The sequence below is a fragment of the Nocardia sp. NPDC050435 genome, assembly GCF_040655395.1.
Classification (GTDB): domain Bacteria; phylum Actinomycetota; class Actinomycetes; order Mycobacteriales; family Mycobacteriaceae; genus Nocardia.
The window spans coordinates 368,653-388,158 of sequence record NZ_JBFAJW010000003.1; the positions used below are offsets into that span (position 1 = coordinate 368,653).

General features: G+C 70.5%; 17 protein-coding genes. 3 read left to right on the forward strand and 14 right to left on the reverse strand.

Annotated elements, in window-relative coordinates:
• Window positions 1-2,550, reverse strand: a complete 2,550-nt coding sequence (locus AB0I43_RS10165) for a cytochrome P450 (protein WP_357431721.1) — start codon at window positions 2,548-2,550, stop codon at window positions 1-3.
• Between the two features lie 82 nt (window positions 2,551-2,632).
• Here AB0I43_RS10165 and AB0I43_RS10170 point away from each other — a divergent pair, with 82 nt between their 5' ends.
• Entirely contained in the window at window positions 2,633-3,916 is a 1,284-nt protein-coding gene (locus AB0I43_RS10170; protein WP_357431723.1) for a glycosyltransferase, read from the forward strand.
• Complete coding sequence (locus AB0I43_RS10175; RefSeq protein WP_357431725.1) at window positions 3,913-4,656, forward strand: ABC transporter permease; 744 nt, start codon at window positions 3,913-3,915, stop codon at window positions 4,654-4,656. Before AB0I43_RS10170 ends, AB0I43_RS10175 begins: the two co-directional genes overlap by 4 nt.
• Here the strand turns inward: AB0I43_RS10175 and AB0I43_RS10180 are convergent.
• The 9 genes from AB0I43_RS10180 to AB0I43_RS10220 form a co-directional block, all read right to left on the reverse strand.
• The gene (locus tag AB0I43_RS10180; RefSeq protein ID WP_356971023.1) at window positions 4,653-5,408 is read right to left on the reverse strand and encodes a MerR family transcriptional regulator; all 756 of its coding nucleotides are present in this window, start codon (window positions 5,406-5,408) and stop codon (window positions 4,653-4,655) included. The two genes, AB0I43_RS10175 and AB0I43_RS10180, sit on opposite strands and share 4 nt — an antisense overlap.
• Window positions 5,409-5,567: 159 nt before the next feature.
• On the reverse strand, window positions 5,568-7,058 hold the full coding sequence (locus AB0I43_RS10185; protein ID WP_356971021.1) for an NAD(P)/FAD-dependent oxidoreductase: 1,491 nt from the start codon (window positions 7,056-7,058) through the stop codon (window positions 5,568-5,570).
• Window positions 7,055-7,975, reverse strand: coding sequence for a ferritin-like domain-containing protein (locus AB0I43_RS10190; protein ID WP_356971431.1), 921 nt, complete (start codon window positions 7,973-7,975; stop codon window positions 7,055-7,057). Before AB0I43_RS10190 ends, AB0I43_RS10185 begins: the two co-directional genes overlap by 4 nt.
• Before the next feature lie 7 nt (window positions 7,976-7,982).
• The gene (locus AB0I43_RS10195) at window positions 7,983-8,894 is read right to left on the reverse strand and encodes an SDR family NAD(P)-dependent oxidoreductase (RefSeq protein WP_357431727.1); all 912 of its coding nucleotides are present in this window, start codon (window positions 8,892-8,894) and stop codon (window positions 7,983-7,985) included.
• A 1-nt stretch (window position 8,895) separates the two neighbouring features.
• A complete protein-coding gene (locus tag AB0I43_RS10200; protein ID WP_356971018.1) occupies window positions 8,896-9,876 on the reverse strand; it encodes an alpha/beta hydrolase in 981 nt (326 codons plus the stop codon).
• A 91-nt stretch (window positions 9,877-9,967) separates the two neighbouring features.
• The gene (locus AB0I43_RS10205; protein WP_357431729.1) at window positions 9,968-10,918 is read right to left on the reverse strand and encodes a D-isomer specific 2-hydroxyacid dehydrogenase family protein; all 951 of its coding nucleotides are present in this window, start codon (window positions 10,916-10,918) and stop codon (window positions 9,968-9,970) included.
• Window positions 10,919-10,981: 63 nt separating this feature from the next.
• Entirely contained in the window at window positions 10,982-11,944 is a 963-nt protein-coding gene (ligD, locus tag AB0I43_RS10210; RefSeq protein ID WP_356971015.1) for a non-homologous end-joining DNA ligase, read from the reverse strand.
• A 59-nt stretch (window positions 11,945-12,003) separates the two neighbouring features.
• Window positions 12,004-12,183, reverse strand: a complete 180-nt coding sequence (locus AB0I43_RS10215) for a hypothetical protein (RefSeq protein WP_356971014.1) — start codon at window positions 12,181-12,183, stop codon at window positions 12,004-12,006.
• Between the two features lie 95 nt (window positions 12,184-12,278).
• On the reverse strand, window positions 12,279-14,402 hold the full coding sequence (locus AB0I43_RS10220) for an ATP-dependent DNA helicase RecQ (protein ID WP_357431731.1): 2,124 nt from the start codon (window positions 14,400-14,402) through the stop codon (window positions 12,279-12,281).
• A 288-nt stretch (window positions 14,403-14,690) separates the two neighbouring features.
• Here AB0I43_RS10220 and AB0I43_RS10225 point away from each other — a divergent pair, with 288 nt between their 5' ends.
• Window positions 14,691-15,173: a hypothetical protein gene (locus AB0I43_RS10225; RefSeq protein ID WP_356971010.1), complete on the forward strand. Its 483-nt coding sequence runs from the start codon at window positions 14,691-14,693 to the stop codon at window positions 15,171-15,173.
• Window position 15,174: 1 nt separating this feature from the next.
• Here AB0I43_RS10225 and AB0I43_RS10230 read toward each other — a convergent pair whose 3' ends face one another.
• From AB0I43_RS10230 to cqsA, 4 genes are all read right to left on the reverse strand, one after another.
• Complete coding sequence (locus tag AB0I43_RS10230) at window positions 15,175-15,651, reverse strand: hypothetical protein (RefSeq protein ID WP_356971008.1); 477 nt, start codon at window positions 15,649-15,651, stop codon at window positions 15,175-15,177.
• Window positions 15,652-15,701: 50 nt separating this feature from the next.
• Window positions 15,702-16,925, reverse strand: coding sequence for an RtcB family protein (locus AB0I43_RS10235; RefSeq protein ID WP_357431733.1), 1,224 nt, complete (start codon window positions 16,923-16,925; stop codon window positions 15,702-15,704).
• 77 nt (window positions 16,926-17,002) lie between these two features.
• Window positions 17,003-18,202, reverse strand: a complete 1,200-nt coding sequence (locus tag AB0I43_RS10240) for a glutamate ABC transporter substrate-binding protein (protein WP_357431735.1) — start codon at window positions 18,200-18,202, stop codon at window positions 17,003-17,005.
• Window positions 18,199-19,440, reverse strand: coding sequence for an alpha-hydroxyketone-type quorum-sensing autoinducer synthase (gene cqsA / locus AB0I43_RS10245; protein WP_357431737.1), 1,242 nt, complete (start codon window positions 19,438-19,440; stop codon window positions 18,199-18,201). The genes AB0I43_RS10240 and cqsA overlap by 4 nt, the downstream gene beginning before the upstream one ends.
• Window positions 19,441-19,506 lie beyond the last annotated feature (66 nt).

The window sequence follows — 19,506 nt, forward strand, 5'->3', positions numbered from 1 at the left end:
TCACCGGGGCTTGTGGAGGGTGACGGGGAGGTGGTTGGGGGTGGGGACGAAGTCGCGGGTTTTCGGGTGGACGGGTCTGTGGGGGGTGGGGGTCGGTTGCCAGGTGGAGAAGAGGGCGGCGGTGGCGAGGGTGAGGGTCATGAGGGCGAAGGTGTTGCCGGGACAGTGGCGGGGGCCGACGCCGAAGGGGAGGATGGCCTTCTTGTCGATTTCGTCGACGCGGCCGGGGAACCAGCGGTCGGGGTCGAAGGTTTCCGGGGACGGGTAGTAGTGCTCGTCGTGGTGGATCAGGTAGGGGCTGTAGACGAGCATCGCGCCGTCGGGGAGGGTGACGCCGCCGAGGGTGACGGGGCCGTCGGCGGTGTGGGTGCTCACCCACGGGGCCCAGTAGCGCAGGGTTTCCAGGATGATCTGGCGCAGGTAGGGCAGTTCGGCGACGTGCTCGGCGCGGACGGGGCCGGTGCCGACGAAATCGGCCAGCTCCCGGCGCAATTCGGCTTCCACGTCGGGATGCCGCAGGATCTCGTGCCAGACCCAGGCCAGGATGGAGGCGGTGGAGCCGACGCCGGCGGCCAGCATCAGCAGCAGTTCGTCGGTGATCGCGGCGTCGTCCAGCCGGGCCCCGGTTTCGGCGTCGGTGTGCCGGATCAGCGCCGAGAGCACGTCATGGAAGTCCCGGTCGGCGCGCCGATAGGCGGCGATGACCGTGCCGATCTCCGCGCGCAGGCGTGCGGCCTCGGCCGAGAAGCGCCGATCGGCCAGCACCCGCAGGCGGCGCACCGGCGGCGGCAGCGCCGCCCGCACGATGACCTGCTCCAGCAGCCACGGAATGGTTTCGCGCACTTCGCGTTTGGCGGTGCTGGTGAAGTCGGCGGTGAACAGGGTGGCGGAGACGATATCGAGCACCAGCCCGTGCGCTTCGGGGACGAGATCCAGTTCCCGCCCGGTGGGCAGCCGCCCGGCCCAGCCGTTCGCGAGGTCGGCCGCCACCACCGCGTACTCGTTGATCCGGCGCTGCCGCAGCGCCGGAGCGATCATGCGGCGGCGCAGCGCGTGCGGCGCGCCGCTGAGCACGTTGGACGCGGCGCGGATCACCTCGTGCATGGTCTCGCGCAGTTCCTCGCGATGGAACGCGCCCGCCTCCCCGAAGGCGATCTCGCGCACCAGGTCCGGCGTGGTCACCACGTAGGCGGGCCGCGGGCCGAGGTAGACCCGCACGATGGGCCCGAGGGCGGTCAGCGAGGTCACGAAGGGGAGGGCATCGCGTAGCACGGCCACGCTGTGACCGAGCAGCGGCAACCGCCGCGGTGCGGTCGGAATGGTATGGAGCACAGGCGAAGTCGATTCGGTAGACAGCATATCCTGGTACACGGCGAGCAGATCGGTGGTCAGCGCCGACTGGCGGGCGGAATCGGCATGCGCGGCAAGCACTTCGCGCATGGAGGTCAGCTGCGCGGGATCCGCCGCCAGCGAGCCCAGCGCGGCCGCGATCGCGGCGACCGAGGGATCGGCCGTGCACACGCCGCCGCCTTCGGGCACGGTCTCGGCGAGGTTCGGATCGCAGTAGAGCACCGGCAGTTCCATTGCGACCGCCTCCAGCAGCGCCATCCCCTGGGTGTCGAACCCGGCGGAGGGGAACAGCAGCAGGTCGTGCTCGCGCATGGCCGCCAGGCACGCGGCCTGTGTGACGCCGCCGCGCAGCCGCACCCGATCCCGCAGGCCGCCCGCCGTAATGAGCACCCGCGCCGGCTCCGAGAGTTCGCCCGTGCCATAGACATCGAGCGTGCAGCCCGGTGTGCGCCGCACCGCCTCGATCGCCTCCAGCAGGCGCTTCTCCGGCGAGAGCCGGGCGCACCAGAGCACCCGCAGCGGTGCGGCGGCGACCGCGGGCGGGCCGAGGCGCGCCCGTTCGAGCAACTGGTCGTCGACCCCGTTGGACAGCACCGTGAGCCCCCGCTCATAGCCGTGCGCGCGCAAGAGCCGGGCGAAGTGCCGCGAGGGCACGATCACCCGGTCGGCGGCCCGGGCCTGCCCGACCATGGTGTGCCAGGCGTGCCGGGCGGCCCGCGACTCCGCCGACCGGGGCAACCCGCCCCGGTGCGGGACGAAGCGGCCGTGCGCCGCCCGCAGCAGCAGTGCCGAGAGGTACGGCACCGGCGAGGTGTGGGCGAGGAAGACATCGTCCCGGCTGTGCATGGTCTGCACGACCGGGACACCGTGCCGCCGCCCGGCCCGCAGCCCGGCCACGGCGACGCCGTAGGTGGTGTGCAGATGCACCACGTCGATCGGGCCGCGCTCGGCGATGGCCGCGTCGATCGCCCGGGCGTTGGCCCGGGTGGGGCCCACGACCGCGAACCCGTTGACCTGTAGCCCCGCGACCGCCGAAAGAACCACCACACCCGGGTCCGGTTCGGTAGATTCCGGCGTAGGCGCGGTGAACACGGTGACCTGGTGCCCGAGCCGCGCCAGCCCCTCCCGCTGGGCGCGCACCGAGGACTGGATTCCCCCGATCGTCGCGGGATGGAAATCGCTGAACAGTGCGATGTGCACGGGTTCACCGTACGGACCCCGGAGGGTTCATGAGTCAGGATTTGCACAGCCGGCACCGGACCGAGTGGATACGGGGACGATCATGAGAATCGCGATCCCGCTGACCGGCACCCGCGGCGATGTCCAGCCCGCCGTCGCCCTGGGGCTGGAGTTGCGCCGCCGCGGGCACGACGTCTTCGTGGGCGCGCCGCCGAACCTGGTCGATTTCGTCACCCGCGCGGGCCTGCCCGCGGCCGCCTGCGGCCCCGACGTGCAGCAGCTGTACTCCTCGCCGGAGGGGCAGCGCGCGCTGGCCGCGGGCAGCAGTTTCCGGCTGATGCAGCTGGTCGGCAAGCAGATGGCCGGGTACGCGACGCGGATGAACCGCGAGGTGATCGAGGTCTGCGACGGCGCCGACATGATCGTCTCGACCATGCTCACCGAGGACCGGGCGGCGTCGGTGGCCGAGGCGATGCGGGTGCCGATGGTCTCGCTGCACGGGTTCCCGTCCCGGATGAACGGCGCGTACCCCTTTCCCGGCGTGCTGCCGCCGACCGCGCGGCCGCCGGCGCTGGTCAACCGTGCCACCTGGCTGCTGGCGGAGAACCTGCGCCGGGTGGTGTTCCTGAAGTACCTCAATCAGCTGCGCCGCGAGCTCGGCCTGCGCGGGTCGCTGACCAGCCCGGCGGAGATGCTGGCCCGCCGGTCGGTGCCCGAGGTGCAGATCTACGATCCCGCGCTGGTACCCGGCCTGGCCGAGCAGTGGGACGCGCGCCGCCCCCTGGTCGGGTTCCTGCCGCTGGAGCGCTTCACCCGGGAGGCGATCGGCGAACTGGCCGCCGACCACGGTGAGCTGGTGGCCTGGATCGCGCAGGGCGAGCCGCCGGTGTACTTCGGTTTCGGCAGCATGCCGATCCAGGACACGCACGCGGTGCTCTCGATCGTGCGGGACGTGTGCGAGCGCCTGGGCCTGCGCGGCCTGGTGAGCGCGGGCTGGAGCGATCTGGACGTGACGGCGGCCGAGACCGGTCCGGACATCACGGTCACCGGGCCGGTGGCGCACGACATCGTCTTCCCGCTGTGCGCGGCGGCGGTGCACCACGGCGGCATCGGCACCACCTTCGAGAGCCTGCGGGCCGGATTGCCCACGGTGGTGTGCTCGGTGTCCTTCGATCAGCCGATGTGGGGCGGCCAGGTGCAGCGGCTCGGTGTGGGCGCGCACCTGACCTTCCAGCAGCTCGATCGCGAGCATCTGACCGCCGCGCTGCGCACCGCCCTCGGCGAGGAGACCCGGCAGCGCACGAAAACCCTGTCCGCGCAGCTCTATTCGCACGCCGACGCCACCTCCCGGACCGCGGACATCGTCGAATCGACCGCGGCCGGGTGAGCGCGGCCGCCGATTGCGCGGTGATGGTGCGGCGCAGTGCGCGCCGCACCCTGCGCAGTCGCGACACCCTGGTGATCTCGCTGCTGCTGCCGATCTTGATCATGCTGCTGTTCGTGTACGTCTTCGGCGGCGCGATCGAGGTCGACGGCCCGTACCTGGACTACGTGGTCCCGGGGATCGTGCTGCTGTGCACGGGCTTCGGGGCCTCGATCACCGCCACGGCGGTCGCCGCGGACATGACTTCCGGTGCGGTGCAACGGTTCCGGACGCTGCCGATGTTCCGGCAGGCGCTGCTGGCCGGGCACGCGGGGGAGGGGCTGCTGCGCAATCTGGCGGCGATCGCGCTCGTGCTGGCGCTGGCGCTCGGGCTCGGATTCCGGCCGCGGGCGGGCGTGGGCGGCTGGCTCGTCGCGGTCGCGCTGCTGGGGCTGTTCGTGCTGGCGATCACCTGGATCGCGGTCGCGCTGGGCCTGCTGGCCGGCAGTCCGGAGGCGGCGGGCGGGTTCACCTACGCCATCATGTTCATTCCTTACCTGAGCAGTGCTTTCGTGCCGACGGCCGGCATGCCGGGATGGTTACGGGGGTTCGCCGAACAGCAGCCCGCCACCGCGGTCGTGGACAGTCTGCGCGCGCAGTGGAGCGGGCTACCCGACGACGACGTGGTGCGCGCGGTGTTCTGGTGCGCGGGGTTGACGGTGTTCGGCTACCTGGTGGCCGCGCTGCGCTACGAGCGCCGCTAGCTGTCGGGCCGGCTCGGCGTCCGCTCGGCGGCCGTCGCCAGGTAGTCACCGAGTTCGCGCCGCAGCGTCACATCCAGCGAGCGCGCCAGCGTGCTGTGCACCGAGGCCACCGCGACCTCGCGCATCTTGTTGAGCATCGTTGTGGTCTCGGCGATTTCGGCGCTGCTGTCGGGCAGCCACCCCGCGCCGTGCTCGTCCACGATGTGCTGCTTGGCCGCCGTGATCATGATGTGGGTGATGTCGTCGATCCGGTCGGCGACCTTGGCGTAGATCTCGATCAGCATGCGCAGTTCGATGCCGTACTCGTGCAGCTCGGCGAAGGTGGCCAGCAACTGGGTGTCGGTGAAGACGACCGTGTCGCCGTCGAGCCGCACCAGCTTCATCTCGCACAGCCGATCCACCAGTTCGTCGGTGTCGGCCCCGAGGATGGTGCCGATGAGTTCGCGGGAGATCTCGAAGGTCTCCTCGGCGCTCCACGGCGCGGTGACCGCGTGCTGTAGCCCGAGCACCTCGGTGAGGTCTTTGCCGGTTTCCCAGCTGGTGATGAAGTCGGCGATGTGCGCGGTGGTGAAACCGCGTTGCAGCAGCGCGTCGATCAGGCGCAGGCGCTCGAGGTGGGCGGCGCCGTAGAGGCTGGCCCGGCCGTCCTTGCCGAGCGGCGGCGGCAGCAGGCCGCGTTCCTGATAGGCGCGCACGTTGCGGGTGGTGGTGCCCGCCGCGCGAGCGAGATCATCGATCCGGTATTCCGGCATCGATCACACACCTTCCTCGCCCACCATGCGCCTACCGGCGCTCCGACATCCCGCTCGATCGCCCGAGTCTAACGGGCCACGCGGGCCCGCCGACGCCGCCGCGCACGGCCTCGCCGGCCGCGCACCCGGCGGCGCGCGGCGGACGAGACCGTGCGGCCGTCACGACACCGCGGCGATCCGGGAGCGCCGGGCGAGGGCGGGGACGACCTCGTAGTCCGCCAGTTTCAGGGTGCGCAACTGGTTGACGTACTGGGTGGCGAAACCCGGGTACATCGTCGCGTTGAACCCGTCCTCGGTGAGGTACCAGCTGTGGCAGCCCGAATTCCAGGTGGTGGCGGTGAGCCGGCGCTGGATGGCCGCGTTGTAGCGGTCCTGCTTGTCCTGGCGCACGTCGAGCAGGCGCAGATCCTGATCCAGGATCGTCTTGATGGCGCCGGACAGGTAGTCCAGCTGCGCCTCCATGTACACCAGCGCCGAGTTGTGCCCGGGCCCGGAGTTCGGTCCGAAGGTGAAGAACAGATTCGGATACCCCGACACCGCGACGCTCTTGTAGGCGTAGGCCCCGCGCGACCATTCCTCGGCCAGCACCCGGCCGCCGCGCCCCACGATCGGGATCGGTGTGCCCGCCTTGGACACGTCGAACCCGGTGGCGAAGACGATGCAATCCGCCTGGTGCTCGATACCTTCGGCGGTGCGGATGCCGTTCTCGGCGATCCGGGCGATGGGCCAGGTGATCAGCTTGCAGTTCTCACGTTGCAGCGCCGGGTAGTAGTCGTCGGTCATCAGCAGCCGCTTGCAGCCCGCCCGGAAATCCGGGGTGAGCTGGCGGCGCAGCCACGGATCCTTGACCTGGCGGCGCAGCTGCGCCTTGCCGACCAGCTCCACCACCCGGGTCAGCGGCGTGTTCCAGACGACGCCCAGCGCCACCGACTCGTGCCCGTAGAACCAGGCCTGCCGGGCCAGCGACTCGGTCGCGGGCACCTGCCGGTAGAGCTGCTTGAGCAGCGGGCTGGTGCGCCGGTTGACGCGCGGCAGCACCCATCCCGGCGTGCGCTGGAAGACCTTCACCGAGGCCGCGGTCTCGACCAGCTGCGGAATGATCTGCACCGCACTGGCTCCGGTGCCGACCACCGCGACCCGCTTGCCGGTGAAGTCGTAGTCGTGATCCCAGCGGGCGCTGTGGATCTTGTGCCCCGCGTAGTCCTCGATGCCGCGGATGGCGGGGAAGCTGGCGTTGGCCAGCGGCCCCGAGGCCAGCACCACCGAGCGGGCGCGGACCGGCTCGCGGCCTTCGATGGCGATGGTCCAGTGCCCCTCCGCCTCGTCGAACTCCAGCCCGGACACCGTGTGGCCGAACCGGATGCGCTCGTGCAGGCCGTATTCGGTGGCCATCGAGTCGATGTAGCCGAGAATTTCGCGGCTGCCCGAGTAGGTGTGCGACCAATCCGGGTTCTTGGCGAAGCTGTAGGAGTACAGCCGCGACGGGATGTCGCAGGCCGCGCCGGGATAGGTGTTGTCACGCCAGGTCCCGCCGATCCGGGTGCTGCGCTCGAACAGCCAGAAGTCGTGAATGCCCTTCTGCCGCAGCCGGATCGCGGCGCCGATGCCCGCGAACCCGGCGCCGATGATCGCGACGTCGATGGTCTTCATGCGGCCGGCTCGTAGGTGAGTTCCTTCGACCACGTCGGGTCCTTTCGCAACAGCAGCTTGGGTACCCGGGCGGTGACCTTCACCAGCGCGTCGGCCAGCAGGTGATAGGGGTGGCCCCGGTTGATCACCCAGCCGCCGTGCATCTTGACGATCTGGTACATCGGCAGCCGGCGCGCGAATTCGCTGCGCTCGCCGACGTTTCCGTAGCGCTTGAGCGCCGCGTACAGCTTCTCCTCGTCGACGCCCATCGCCACGATGTTGTCGCGCATCTTGTTCAGCAGCGGGACGTAGCTGAGCACGCCGATCAGGAAGGTCGGCTTCACCCAGCCGCCGACCAGTTCGATCAGCAGCTTGCGCATCTCGGCGTGGCCGAGCACGTCCATCACCGCGAAATCGACAGCCAGGTGCCGGGATTCGTCGGCGTTGATCTTTCGGAAGACCTCCTGGCAGACCGGGTCCTCGATCTCGTCCATGATGAACTTGACCAGCGCGCCGTCCAGCGCCACCTCGAGCATCGGGATCACGGTGCCCAGGAACGACAGCGACATGTCGTCGGAGTACTGATCCAGGAAGTCGATCACCAGCTTGACGTTGATGTTCGGCTGCGGGATCTCGTCACCGTCGAGCATGCCCCACCGCTTCATCAGCGCCAGTTCGGCGTTGGCGTGGCGCTGCTCCTCGGCGTGGAAGTACCGGTAGATCTCGCGCAGCGTCTCGGTCGGCGCCTTCTTGGCCATGGCGGCGAAACCGCGGGCGCCCACGTTCTCGATCCACATCAGGTCGGCCATGAACGGCTTGAGCTTGGCGTGCAGCTCCGGCGAGATGGTCTCCACGCCGGGTGCGTCCCAGTCGATATCGGCCAGCGCCCACTGCCGGTCCTTGATCTTGCGGAGCATGTCGTCGAAGTCCATAGCGATGGCCATGTCAGACTCCTGTCTTGTCGGTGACCGTGATCCGGTCGGGGGAAGGCGAAGTGTCCTGCGGCAGCAGACGTTCCAGCAGGCCGAGGGCGAAGGTGTACTGCGCGGGGAAGTAGCGCTTGAGCCGCCAGACGACGTGCGCGTCGATCTGCGGCAGGACGTAGAGCTGACCGCGATCGTGCGCGTCCAGGGTGGTCTTGGCGACCTGCTCGGGCGTGAAACCCGTAAGGCGCATGAGGGTTTCGGCCAGACGGGTGGCCTCGCCGGTGATCCGGCCGTCGCGCGCGACATTGGTCTGCACGAAGGTTGGGCACAGCACCGTCACGCCCACCCCGGAACCGCTGAGCTCGGCGGCCATGGTCTCCGACAGCGACATCACCGCGGCCTTGGCGGTGTTGTAGGCCGCCATCGAGGGCGCGGCGGCGAAGCCGGCGGCGGAGGCGACGTTGATGATGCCGCGCGGGCGTTCGCGCGAGGCGCGCAGCTGCGGAGTGAACACCTCGCAGCCGTGCACCACGCCCCACAGGTTGATGCCGAGCGCCCAGTTCCAATCCTCGAAACCGATGTCGCCCACGTGCTTTCCGCCGATGCCGACCCCGGCGTTGTTGATCACCAGCGAAGCCGGGCCCTCGAAGATCGAGGCGGCGAAGCGGGCCAGGTTCTGTACGTCCTCGCGCTGGGCGACGTCGCAGCGGAAGGCGTGCGCCGCGCCGGGGTGCTCGCGCTCGATCAGGGCGACGGTCTCGTCCGCGCGCGCCTCGTCGATGTCGGAGCAGATGACCTGCCCGCCGCGGGCGGCGATCTCCAGGGCGAAGGCGCGGCCGATACCGCTGCCCGCCCCGGTGACGACCGCGCGCGCTCCGTAGGAGCGGCGGGGGCGCACCGCCAGGGGGATCAGCTTTTCCAGACCGAACATCTCAGCTCACTTTCTCGACGGTGGCGGTCACCATTGCCGCGCACAGGAAATCGGCGGCACGGGCCAGCGCCCGGTCGGCTTCGGGGACCAGCATCGGCAGCGCCTGGAAGACGTGCACCTGGCCGGGCCAGATCTCGAGCGCGCAGTCGCCGCCCGCCGCGCGCACCATCGCGTGCAGCGCGCGGGCGTCGGCGGCGAGCATTTCGGTGCCGCCCGCCTGCACCAGGATCGGCGGCAGCACAGTGCCTTTCGGGATGTTCAGGCGCAGCCGGGGCGCGTCGGCGGGCAGGCCGCGGGTGTACTGCGCCGGCAGTTTGCTCGCGGCGTGCGCGGTGATCAGCGGATCCGGCCGGCGGCGTTCCTGCGCGGCGGCCAAGCCGAAGGTGAGGTCGAGCAGCGGCGAGAACATCGCGACGGCGGCCGGCTGGGGGCGGGAGCGGCGATCGTTTTCCAGCAGCAGGTCCAGGGCGAGGTGACCGCCGGCGGAGTCGCAGCCGATGACCAGGTCGGCGGCAGCGTAACGGCCGAGCAGCCAGGCGTAGCCCGCTTCGATGTCGTCGGCGGCGGCCGGGAAGGGATGCTCGGGGGCGAGCCGGTAGTCGACGACGAACACCGGCAGCCCGGTCTGCTGCGACAGCCGGGCGGCCAGCCCGCGATGCGTGCGCGCCGAGCACAGCACATACCCACTGCCATGTATGTAATAAACCGCCTGCGCACCGAACTCCACGCCGGGCGCCCGCACCCACTCGCCGCGGACCGCGCCGGCCCGGACCTGGGTGACCGTGCTGCCCGCCGGCACCGGGCCGCCGATCGCCATGAGCGTGGCGATGAGCGTCCGGCCGAACCAGATACCAGGGGGATTCATGGGAATGGCGTTGTGCACCGGGCGCAGCGCCAGCGCAGCGGCGGTGGCCGTGACGGTGGCGCGCAGGGAGGGCGCCGCCGGAATGGCGGGGACCGAGGTCCTCGTTGACCTTGTCATGCGTTCAGCATCACCGATTAATGTGCCAGTTGTCAATGGCACATTCGTGACCGAAAAAGCGGGCCTTGTTACCGGCCCGCTGGTTTCGGAGTCAGTACCCGCGTTCCGGCTCGATCGGGGCCAGCAACTCCCGGCCCGCCACGAACCGCTCGACGTTCGCGGCCACATGATCGGCGAAAGCCGCCAGCCGCAACTGCGGCGGGTTCGAATCGTGCGGCGTGATGATCGCGTTCGGCAGCGCCCAGAGCGGATGCCCGTCCGGCAGCGGCTCCGGTTCGGTCACGTCCAGGCCCGCGCCGGCGATCACGCCCGAGGCCAGCGCCGCCACCAGCGCGTCGGTGTCGATCAGGCTGCCGCGCGCGATATTGATCACCCAGGACGAGGGCTTGAGCCGGGCCAGTTCCTCCGCACCGATCAGATGCCGGGTGGCGGCGGTGGCCGGGGCCGCGATCACCACGTGATCGGTGCGCGACCAGACCTTGCCGAGCTGGTCGGCGGCCACCGTCTCCACCGAATCCGGGATACCCGGCCCGGTGACCGGGCGGCCCGACCGGTTGACCGCGATGACCTGGGCCCCCAGCGGCGTCAACAGCGGAATCAGCGCCCGCCCGATACCGCCCGCGCCGACGATGGTGACGGTCTTGCCGCGCAGGGTGCCGACGTGCGGGAAGAAATCCTGCTGCCGCCAGCTCGCCGCGCGCAGATGCTCGGGCAGATAGCGCACACCCGCCAGCAGCAGCATGAGCGCGTGCTCGGCCACACTGTGCGCGAAAGCGCCCGCCGCCGAGGTGAATCGGACCTGAGGATGGCGGGCCAGGATGCCCGCGGTGAACCAATCCTCGACCCCGGCGGCGGGCAGCTGCACCCACTCGACGCTCGCGGGCAGTTCGTCCGGGAACTCGCCGGGCCCACCCGCCCAGATCAGCGCTCGCGCGTCAGCGAGCTCGGACACCGTCGCACCGCCCTCCCCGACGGCCTTGATCAACAGGGTGGGTTCCGGTTTGGCCGGGCCTACGGCGATCGGAACGACTGATTCACTCATCCTGCGGACCTCCCTGGTGAAAGCGCCGGCCGAATGCGGCCCGGAACTACAGTAATCGCGCGGTCAGGGCTGGTCTTCGGGCAGGTCCGCGGCGATGCGATCGCGGTCGGCCCACTCCAGCAGACCCTCGATCCGGAACACCGCGTCATCGATGCCGGCGTGCAGATCGCCGAGCTCGGCGTAGCGGGCGGGCACCGTCTTCATCGTGAAGTCGCGCGGATCGATGTCGGGGATCTCGTCCCAGCGCACCGGCGTGGAGACCGTCGCGTCCGGCACGCCGCGCACCGAGTAGGCGGCGGCGATGGTGTGGTCGCGCGCGTTCTGGTTGTAGTCGACGAACAGCAGCTTCGGATCGCGGTCCTTGCGCCACCAGGTGGTCGTCACATCCTCGGGGGCGCGGCGTTCCACCTCGTGCGCGAAAGCCAGCGCGGCCCGGCGCACCTCGGCGAAACCCCACTCCGGGTCGATCCGGACGTACACGTGCAGTCCGTGACCGCCCGAAGTCTTCGGCCAGCCGACCGCGCCCAGATCGTCGAGCACCTCGTGCACCACGCCCGCCACCCGCTGCACCCGCGACCACGGGCAATCCGGCATCGGATCCAGATCGATCCGCCACTCGTCGGGGCGCTCGGTGTCGGCGCGGCGGGAGTTCCACGGATGGAACTCCACCGTCGACATCTGCACCGCCCAGATCACATCCGCGAGTTCGCTGACGCACAGCTCGTCGGCGGTGCGGCTGTAGCGCGGGAAGAACACGCGCACCGTCGGCACCCACGGCGGGGCGCCCGCCGGCAGCCGCTTCTGGTGGACCTTCGCCCCCGCCAGCCCTTTCGGGAACCGGTGCAGCATGCAGGGCCGATCGCGCAGCGCGTTGACGATGCCGTCGCCGACGCTCAGGTAGTACTGCACCAGGTCGAGCTTCGTCGCACCGGTCTCGGGGAAGTACACGCGATCCGGATTCGAGATCCGGACCGTCCGATCCCCGACATCGAGTTCGATGGCGGGACTCCCAGACTTACTGGCCACCTGTCCGACGATAGCGGGCGCGTGCGTGCCGCGCTGGTCGTCAGGGGACCACACGCCGTTCAGGCCGCGTCGCGCGCACCGTATTCGTGTGCCCACGAGCCGTCGCAGGAGCCGAACGGCAGGCCGTGCCACGCGCGCGGGCACCCCGGGTTCGGGCACCGGCTGTTGGCGGCGGAGTTCGCGGACTGCTCCCGGTCCAGGCGAGCAGCCATCCATTCGTCGAGTTTCTTCGGGTCCATGCCCTGTCAATTCCCGTTCGCGACCCGCGATCCGCGCATTGTTCCCGATTGGTGACTGGACAGCGCGGGATTGTTATCGAGCGGGGGTGGCCCGGCTAGGTGACAGTCGCCAAGGCGAACGGCAGGACGGCCGGAGCGCCCGCCGAGCGCAGCGCGTGCGCGGCGCAGGTCAGCGTCCAGCCGGTGTCGGTGCGCGCGTCGACCAGCAGGATGGGGCCGTCGACGGTGGACAGGTCCGGGATCTCCCACGAGTCGTACAGACCCGCGACGCGGTGCGCCGAATTGGCCGCCGACACCGGGGGATGGCCCGGCCGGATCGGCAGGGTGCCCAGATCGCGCAGCCGGCCCACCTCGGCCAGCCGCGCGGCCAGCGTCGCGGTGAGCACCGGGTAGTCGGGATTCTCCATGGCCATGACGGTGGTCGGGCGGGCGCTCCACTCCCAGCCGCGCAGCACCGCGATACAGGCATCGAAGACATTGTCCGGAATCGGGTCGTCGGGGGCGTCGAGCAGGGCGCGCAGGCGCTGACCCCAGCCCAGATCGGTGAGGCGGCCCAGCGCCCGGCCCGTCTCCGCGCCCTGGGTGATCTTGCCGGACAACGGGATACCGAGCTTCGCCAGACCGGTCGGCCACTGCTTGCGGGGCGCCAGATCCAGGCCGGGGCGGTCCAGGCGGGCTCGGGTCGCGGCCAGATCGGCGGCGTCGACGGTGGTGTCGAGGCGGGTGCCGGTGCAGTTGTCGCAGCGGCCGCACTGCGCGGCATTACCCTCCAGCGCGGCCAGGCCCGGATCGTCGAGCTGGCGGCGCAGGAAGTTCATCCGGCAGGCGGTGGTGGCCTGGTAATCGATCATCGCCTGCTGCTCGACCTCGCGCGCGGCGGCCAGGCGCTCGTAGCGCTCCGTGTCGTAGGTCCACTCCTGGCCGGTGGCCAGCCAGCCGCCGCGCACCCGGCGCACCGCGCCGTCCACATCGAGCACCTTCAGCACCATCTCCAGCCGCGAGCGGTTCAGCTCGACCAGCGGTTCCAGCGCAATCGTCGACATCGGCCGGTCGAAATCCAGCGCGTCCAGCACCGCGCGGACGATGTGCTCGCGCGGGAAGGCGACCGAGGCGAAGTAGCTCCAGATCCGGGTGTCCTCCGGGCCCGGCAGCAGGACGACCTCGGCGCGGTCGGTGCCGCGGCCCGCGCGGCCGACCTGCTGGTAGTAGGCGATGGGGGAGGAGGGCGCGCCCACGTGCACCACGAAACCCAGATCGGGCTTGTCGAAGCCCATGCCGAGCGCGGAGGTCGCGATCAGCGCCTTCACCTCGTTGTTCAGCAGCGCCTGCTCCAGCACCTCGCGCTCGGCGGGATCGGTCTGGCCGGTGTAGGCGGCGACGGTGTGGCCGTGCGTGTTCAGCACGTCGGCCAGATCGTGGGCGGCGGCGACGGTGAGCGTGTAAACGATGCCCGAGCCCTTCAGCTCACCCAGGTGGCGGCTCAGCCAGGCGGTGCGCTCCACGGCGTCGTCGAACCGGACCACCGACAGGTGCAGCGATTCCCGGTCCAGCGTGCCGCGCAGCACCAGCGTCTCGGTGCCGATCTGGGTGGCCACGTCGGTGACCACGCGGTCGTTGGCCGTGGCGGTGGTGGCCAGCACCGGGACATCGGAGCCCAGATCCGCGATGAGCGTGCGGATGCGGCGGTAATCGGGCCGGAAATCGTGGCCCCAGTCCGAGACGCAGTGCGCCTCGTCGATCACCACGAGCCCGGCGTCGGCGGCCAGCCGCGGCAGCACCTGATCCCGGAAATCGGGGTTGTTCAACCGTTCCGGACTGACCAGCAGCACATCGATCGCCCCGGCGGCCACCTGCTCGTGGATCTCGTCCCACTCGGTCATATTGCCGGAATTGATGGTCGCGGCGACGACTCCGGCCCGCTCCGCGGCCGCCACCTGGTTGCGCATCAGCGCCAGCAGCGGCGAGACGATCACCGTCGGCCCCCGCCCGGCTCCGCGCAGCAGCTTCGCCGCGATGAAGTACACCGCCGACTTGCCCCAGCCCGTGCGCTGCACCACCAGCGCGCGCCGCCGCTGCACCACCAGCGCCTCGATCGCGGTCCACTGATCCTCGCGCAGCCGGGCCTGCGGCCCGGCCAGCTCCCGTAGCAGCTGCTCGGCCCGATCCCGCAGGTCGGGCGCCGAAAGGTCGATCGCTGGGGTGCCGGGGGCCGTGGTCATGCGCTCCATCGTGCCCCATCCCACCGACACGCGGCTCCGGTCCGTCTGCCCGCTCGGGCTGGCGGCCGCCACGCCCCGGCATAACGATGACCCCGGCTCGGCGCGAACGAGATACCTGCGACAGCGGGATGCGCGCCGACGCCTCTCCGCCTTCGGGAACCGGGCGAGGCGCGTTCCGGCCCGCGATCTCCGTCCGCGCGAGATCATTCGGGTACCTCCGAGCCGGGCGCGGGCGCGCCGGGCGAGGAACAATGAGAGTGCCGGGTCGTGGAGTGCGGGAGGCGGACTATGTCGTACCAGTACCAGTCGCCTGCGGGGTGGTCGCCGCCCGGCGCCGAATTCCGTACCGGCGGCGGGTTTTCGCGGTTTCTGACCGGGGCGCTGGTGTGCCTGATCGTCACACCGATCGGCATCGGGTTCGCCGCGCACGGGGCGGCCACCGCGCGGCAGTGGGTGATTCTCGGCGATGCCGCGGATCGGGCCGGGTCGACCGCCCAGATCCTGGTCGGCGCGGCGCTGCTGCTCTTGGTGGCGGGGCTGGGCGCGTACTCGCCGGCGGGGCCGATGCTCGCGGGTCTGGTCTGGGGCGTCTTCCCCGGCGTGGTCTATTTCCTGTTCCCCGAGGACACGTTCCGGATGATCGGGGACATCCCGCTGCTGTCGGACGAGACCCGGCTGGCCGTGCACGCCTGGGTGATCAACGGCTGTATCTTCCTCGCCGGGGTGCTGCTGGTCGGCGCCGGTGCGGCCGCGACCTTCCGGCGGCGCTGAGTCAGGTTCGACCCTCGGTCTCCTGCGCCTGCCGCAGCGCCATCGACTCGGCCGCCCAGCGGGCGCGGATCACCCGGAACCCGGCCCGCTCGGCGTCCACGCACACCAGTTCGTCGTCGTCGACCAAGACCCGGATCTCGCGGTCGCGGGCGAGGCGGCGCAGCACCTCCAGCTTCATCTGGCGGGCGGGACGGCGATCGTCGTTGCGTCGCAGGAAGATTCGGTCCGCGGGCAGATCGTGGGCTTCGAGCCAGCGCAGCGTGTCCTTGCGGCAGCGTTCCGGACGGCCGGTCAGATAGGCGATCTCGCAATCCCGCGCGTGCGCGCGCAGCAGGGCCACGCCCGCGTCGAGCGGCGGATCGTGCGGGGCCGCCGCGAAGAACGCGGCCCAGTCGCGCGGTGCGCGTTCCAGGAAGTGCTGACGGTGCTCGGTATCGGCGAGCGTGTTGTCCAGATCGAACACGGCCAAGGGTCTCACGCGCTCACTGTAGGAACCCGGTCCCGGCGGGTCGTCCGCCGGGACCGCGTTCAGCCCTTCACGCACAGCACCTGGCGCAGGGTCGCGACCACGTCCACCAGGTCGCGCTGGGCCTCGATCACCTGATCGATGTCCTTGTAGGCGGCCGGGATCTCGTCGACCACGCCCGCGTCCTTGCGCGACTCCACCCCCTCGGTCTGGGCGATCAGATCCGCCACGGTGAACTGCCGCTTGGCCGCGTTCCGGCTCATCCGCCGCCCGGCGCCGTGCGACGCCGACTGGAACGAGGCCGGATTTCCCTTACCCCGCACCACATACGAACGCGTACCCATCGACCCCGGAATCAGCCCCAGATCGCCCGCGCCCGCCCGGATCGCGCCCTTGCGGGTGACCAGCATCGGCACCCCGTCGATCAACTCCTCCGCCACATAATTGTGGTGACAGGAAATCGGCTCCTCGAAACGCACGGTGCGCTCGGCGAATTCGTCCCGGACGGCCTGGCAGATCAGCGCCAGCATCACCGCGCGATTCCGGGCGGCGAATTCCTGCGCCCAATTCAGGTCCCGCCGGTACGCGTCCATTTCCGGGGTCCCGGAAAGGAATACGGCCAAATCGCGATCCGGCAGATCCGCGTTGTGCGTGAGCTTCCGGGCGACGGCCATATGCCGCTCGGCGAGTTCCTTGCCGATGTTCCGGCTTCCGGAATGCAGCAGGATCCAGACGGAATCGTCGGTGTCCAAGCAGATCTCCACGAAGTGGTTGCCGCCGCCGAGGGATCCCATCTGCTTGTGCGCCTTGGACTCCAGCGCCTGCACACCGGAATGCAGATTGCCGAACGCGCCCCAGAACTGCTGCCAGCCCTGCGCGGTTCGGGCCGCCGCACCGTGCGACGCCGCCACACGGGCACCGAGCTTGCGAACGTCGACCGGATCCTTGTGCGCCTGGAACCCGACCGGCACCGCGGCCTCGATCCGGGCGCGCAGCGAGCGCAGATCATCCGGCAGATCGGCGGCGGTGAGATCCGTCTTCACGCTCTCCATGCCACACCCGATATCGACACCCACCGCGGCCGGAGCGACCGCGTCCCGCATCGCGATCACCGACCCGACCGTCGCCCCTTTACCGAGGTGCACATCCGGCATCACCCGCACTCCGTGCACCCATTCCAATTGCGCGATATTGCGCAACTGCTGCAACGCGGCCTGCTCGACCTCGTGCTCGGGGGCCCACATCAGCGTCTGCGCCTTGGTCCCGCGCAGCTCGACCGGAAACATCTCGTCGATCCTCTCGTGTTGATAGATCATCAACGATAAGGATCGTCTCCGAGCATCGCACTCCAATTTTCGCCAGGTCAGGACTCGGCGAAATCGGCGGAGAGGCCGCACATCCGCCATTGGCCGTCGCGGCGGGTCATGGTGGCGGCGTAGTCGATGTCGGTGAAGTAGCGGCGATATTTGTCGGGGATGTTGGTGAAGGTTTCGCGGGCCAGGAAGGTGGCCGAATCAGGGGTGTGCTGGGCGATTCCGGTGGTGGTGTGCTGATAGTCCGCGTCGCGCAGTTCCGGGCCGAGATGGTTGTCGTACTGCGGGGTGTGCTGCAGGACGAAAGAGCTGACCGCCTGGGCGGCCTCGGGGCACAGCATCGAGTCGAAGGTTTCCCACTGCTGGGTGTTGGCGGCTTCGGTGAGCTCGCGCACCGTCCGCACCAGCGCGGGGTCCAGGGTGGCCGGGTCGGCGGGGCGCACCGGGTCCGCGGTGGCGGCGTAGACCTGGGGCGCGGGCAGCGGGGTGTATCCGGCGGAGGTGATGTGCGCCCGCGCCGCGCGTGCCCAGGCGCCGTCGTCGATCATGGCCTGGATGGCCGCGGTGATCCCGGACTGTAAATCGGTGTCGCCCTTGCGGACACCGACGCCGTAGCGCTCGCGGGTGAACGGGTGCCCGACGACGCGCAGGTCGCCGGGCGCCTGGGCGGCGTACCCGGCGAGCACGACGTCGTCGGCGGTCACCGCGTCCACCGCGTGGGCGCGCAGGTCCGCGACGCAGGCCGCGTGGTCCGGCCGCGTCGTCACTCGCACGTCGGCGGCGAAGTCGCGTTCGATGCGCTCCGCGGCCGTGCCGCCCGCGGCGGTGCACACGGTGCGGCCGCCGAGATCCTCGGGACGGGTGACAGCGGTCTCGTCCGCGCGCACCATCAGGTCCTGGCCCGCGACGAGATACGGTCCGGCGAAGGCGATCTCGCGCAGCCGCTCGGCGGTGATCGCGTAGGCGCCGAGCACGAAGTCGACGTCACCGCCGCGCAGCAGCTCCTCGCGTTCGTCCGGGGGCGCCTCCACCCAGGTGATGTCCTCGGGCGCGGTGCCGAGGTGGGTGGCGATGTAGCCGGCGATCTCGATCTCGAATCCGCGTGGCCGCCCGTCCCGCATGACCGACAATCCGGGCTGGTCGACGGCGATGCCGACCACATACTCGGTCGCGGTGTACTCGGATTCGGACGCGCACGATACCGGCAGCAGGCCGGCCGCGAGGCAGGCCGCGAGGATCGAGCGCTTCATCGAGTCGAATCTCCTGTCTGGACGGGGGTTTGCTTGGGAATGGGCGCGGTGCCGCGCACGGGCGGCGGCGGGGGCGGGATCGCGCCGAAGGCATCGCGCACCTCCTTGCAGGCCAGCAGGATCCGATCGATCTCGAGATCGGTGAGCGCGGCGTGCAGGCAGAAGCGGACCAGGGTGCGGTTGCGCGCGGTCGCGGGCGGGCACAGCACCGTGCCGAAGATGCCGCGCGCTTCCAGGAAGTCGCGGATGGCCATGGCGCGCAGGTCCGGTCCGGCCTGCAGCGACACGATGTGGGCGGCCGCCGCCTCCAGGTCGAAGCCCAGCGCGCCCAGTCCCTGCCGCACCCGCTCGGACACCTGGACGAGGCGCTCGCGCCGCCAGTCGTCGGTGCGCACGGCGGTCAGCGCGGCGCTGATACCCGCGAGGTCGTGCGGCAGCAGCGTGGAGGAGAAGACCGCCGGGAACGACTCCATCCGGAAATAGTCGACGAAATCGACGCCGTTGGCCGCCACGAACCCGGCCCGCCCGGCCAGTGCCCCGGACAGGCTGGCGACCCGGAACGGCACCCGCTCGGTGAGGCCCAGCGCGGCCACCGCGCCCGCGCCCAGCGGCCCGTCGGTGCCCAGGGACCGGGATTCGTCGACGACGAGCAGGCTGCCGGTCTGCTCGGCGACATCGCACAGCTGAGCCAGGGGCGCACGGGAACCGTTGCTGCTGTAGATGGAATCGACGGCGATGATGCCGGGCCCGTAGGTGCGGATCTCCTCGCGCAGATGCCCGGGGAAGTTGTGCCGGAACGGATGCAGCGGCGCCCCGGCGACTTTCGCGCCGTGCCACATCGACATGTGCGCGAAGCTGTCGACGTAGACGGGCGTGCGCGGGTCCGCGATCGCTTGCAGCAGGCCGACATTCGCGTCCCAGCCGGATTGGCAGAGGATTCCGGCGGGGGCCCGCATATGATCAGCTAACGCCCGTTCCACGATGGCCTGCGGATGGCCGTCGTCCACGAACGCCCCCGAGGTGAACCGTGCGCCGCCCGCGGCCAGTGCCGTGCACATCGCTTCGGCGACGCGGTGATCGCCGGCCAGGCCCAGATAGTCGTTGCTGTTGAGCAAGACGGCATCCGGGCTCGGTGGCAGGCCGTGCAGCAGATGCCGCCCACCCCATTCACCGACCACCCTGCCGTAGGAGAAGCGATCGACTCGGCTCTGCACCCGATCGGCGATGGTGGGGATCACAGACGAACTCCCTTCACTGTCCAGGCCCGTCCGTCTGTCGATCACCACCCCGATCGGAGACGCAGC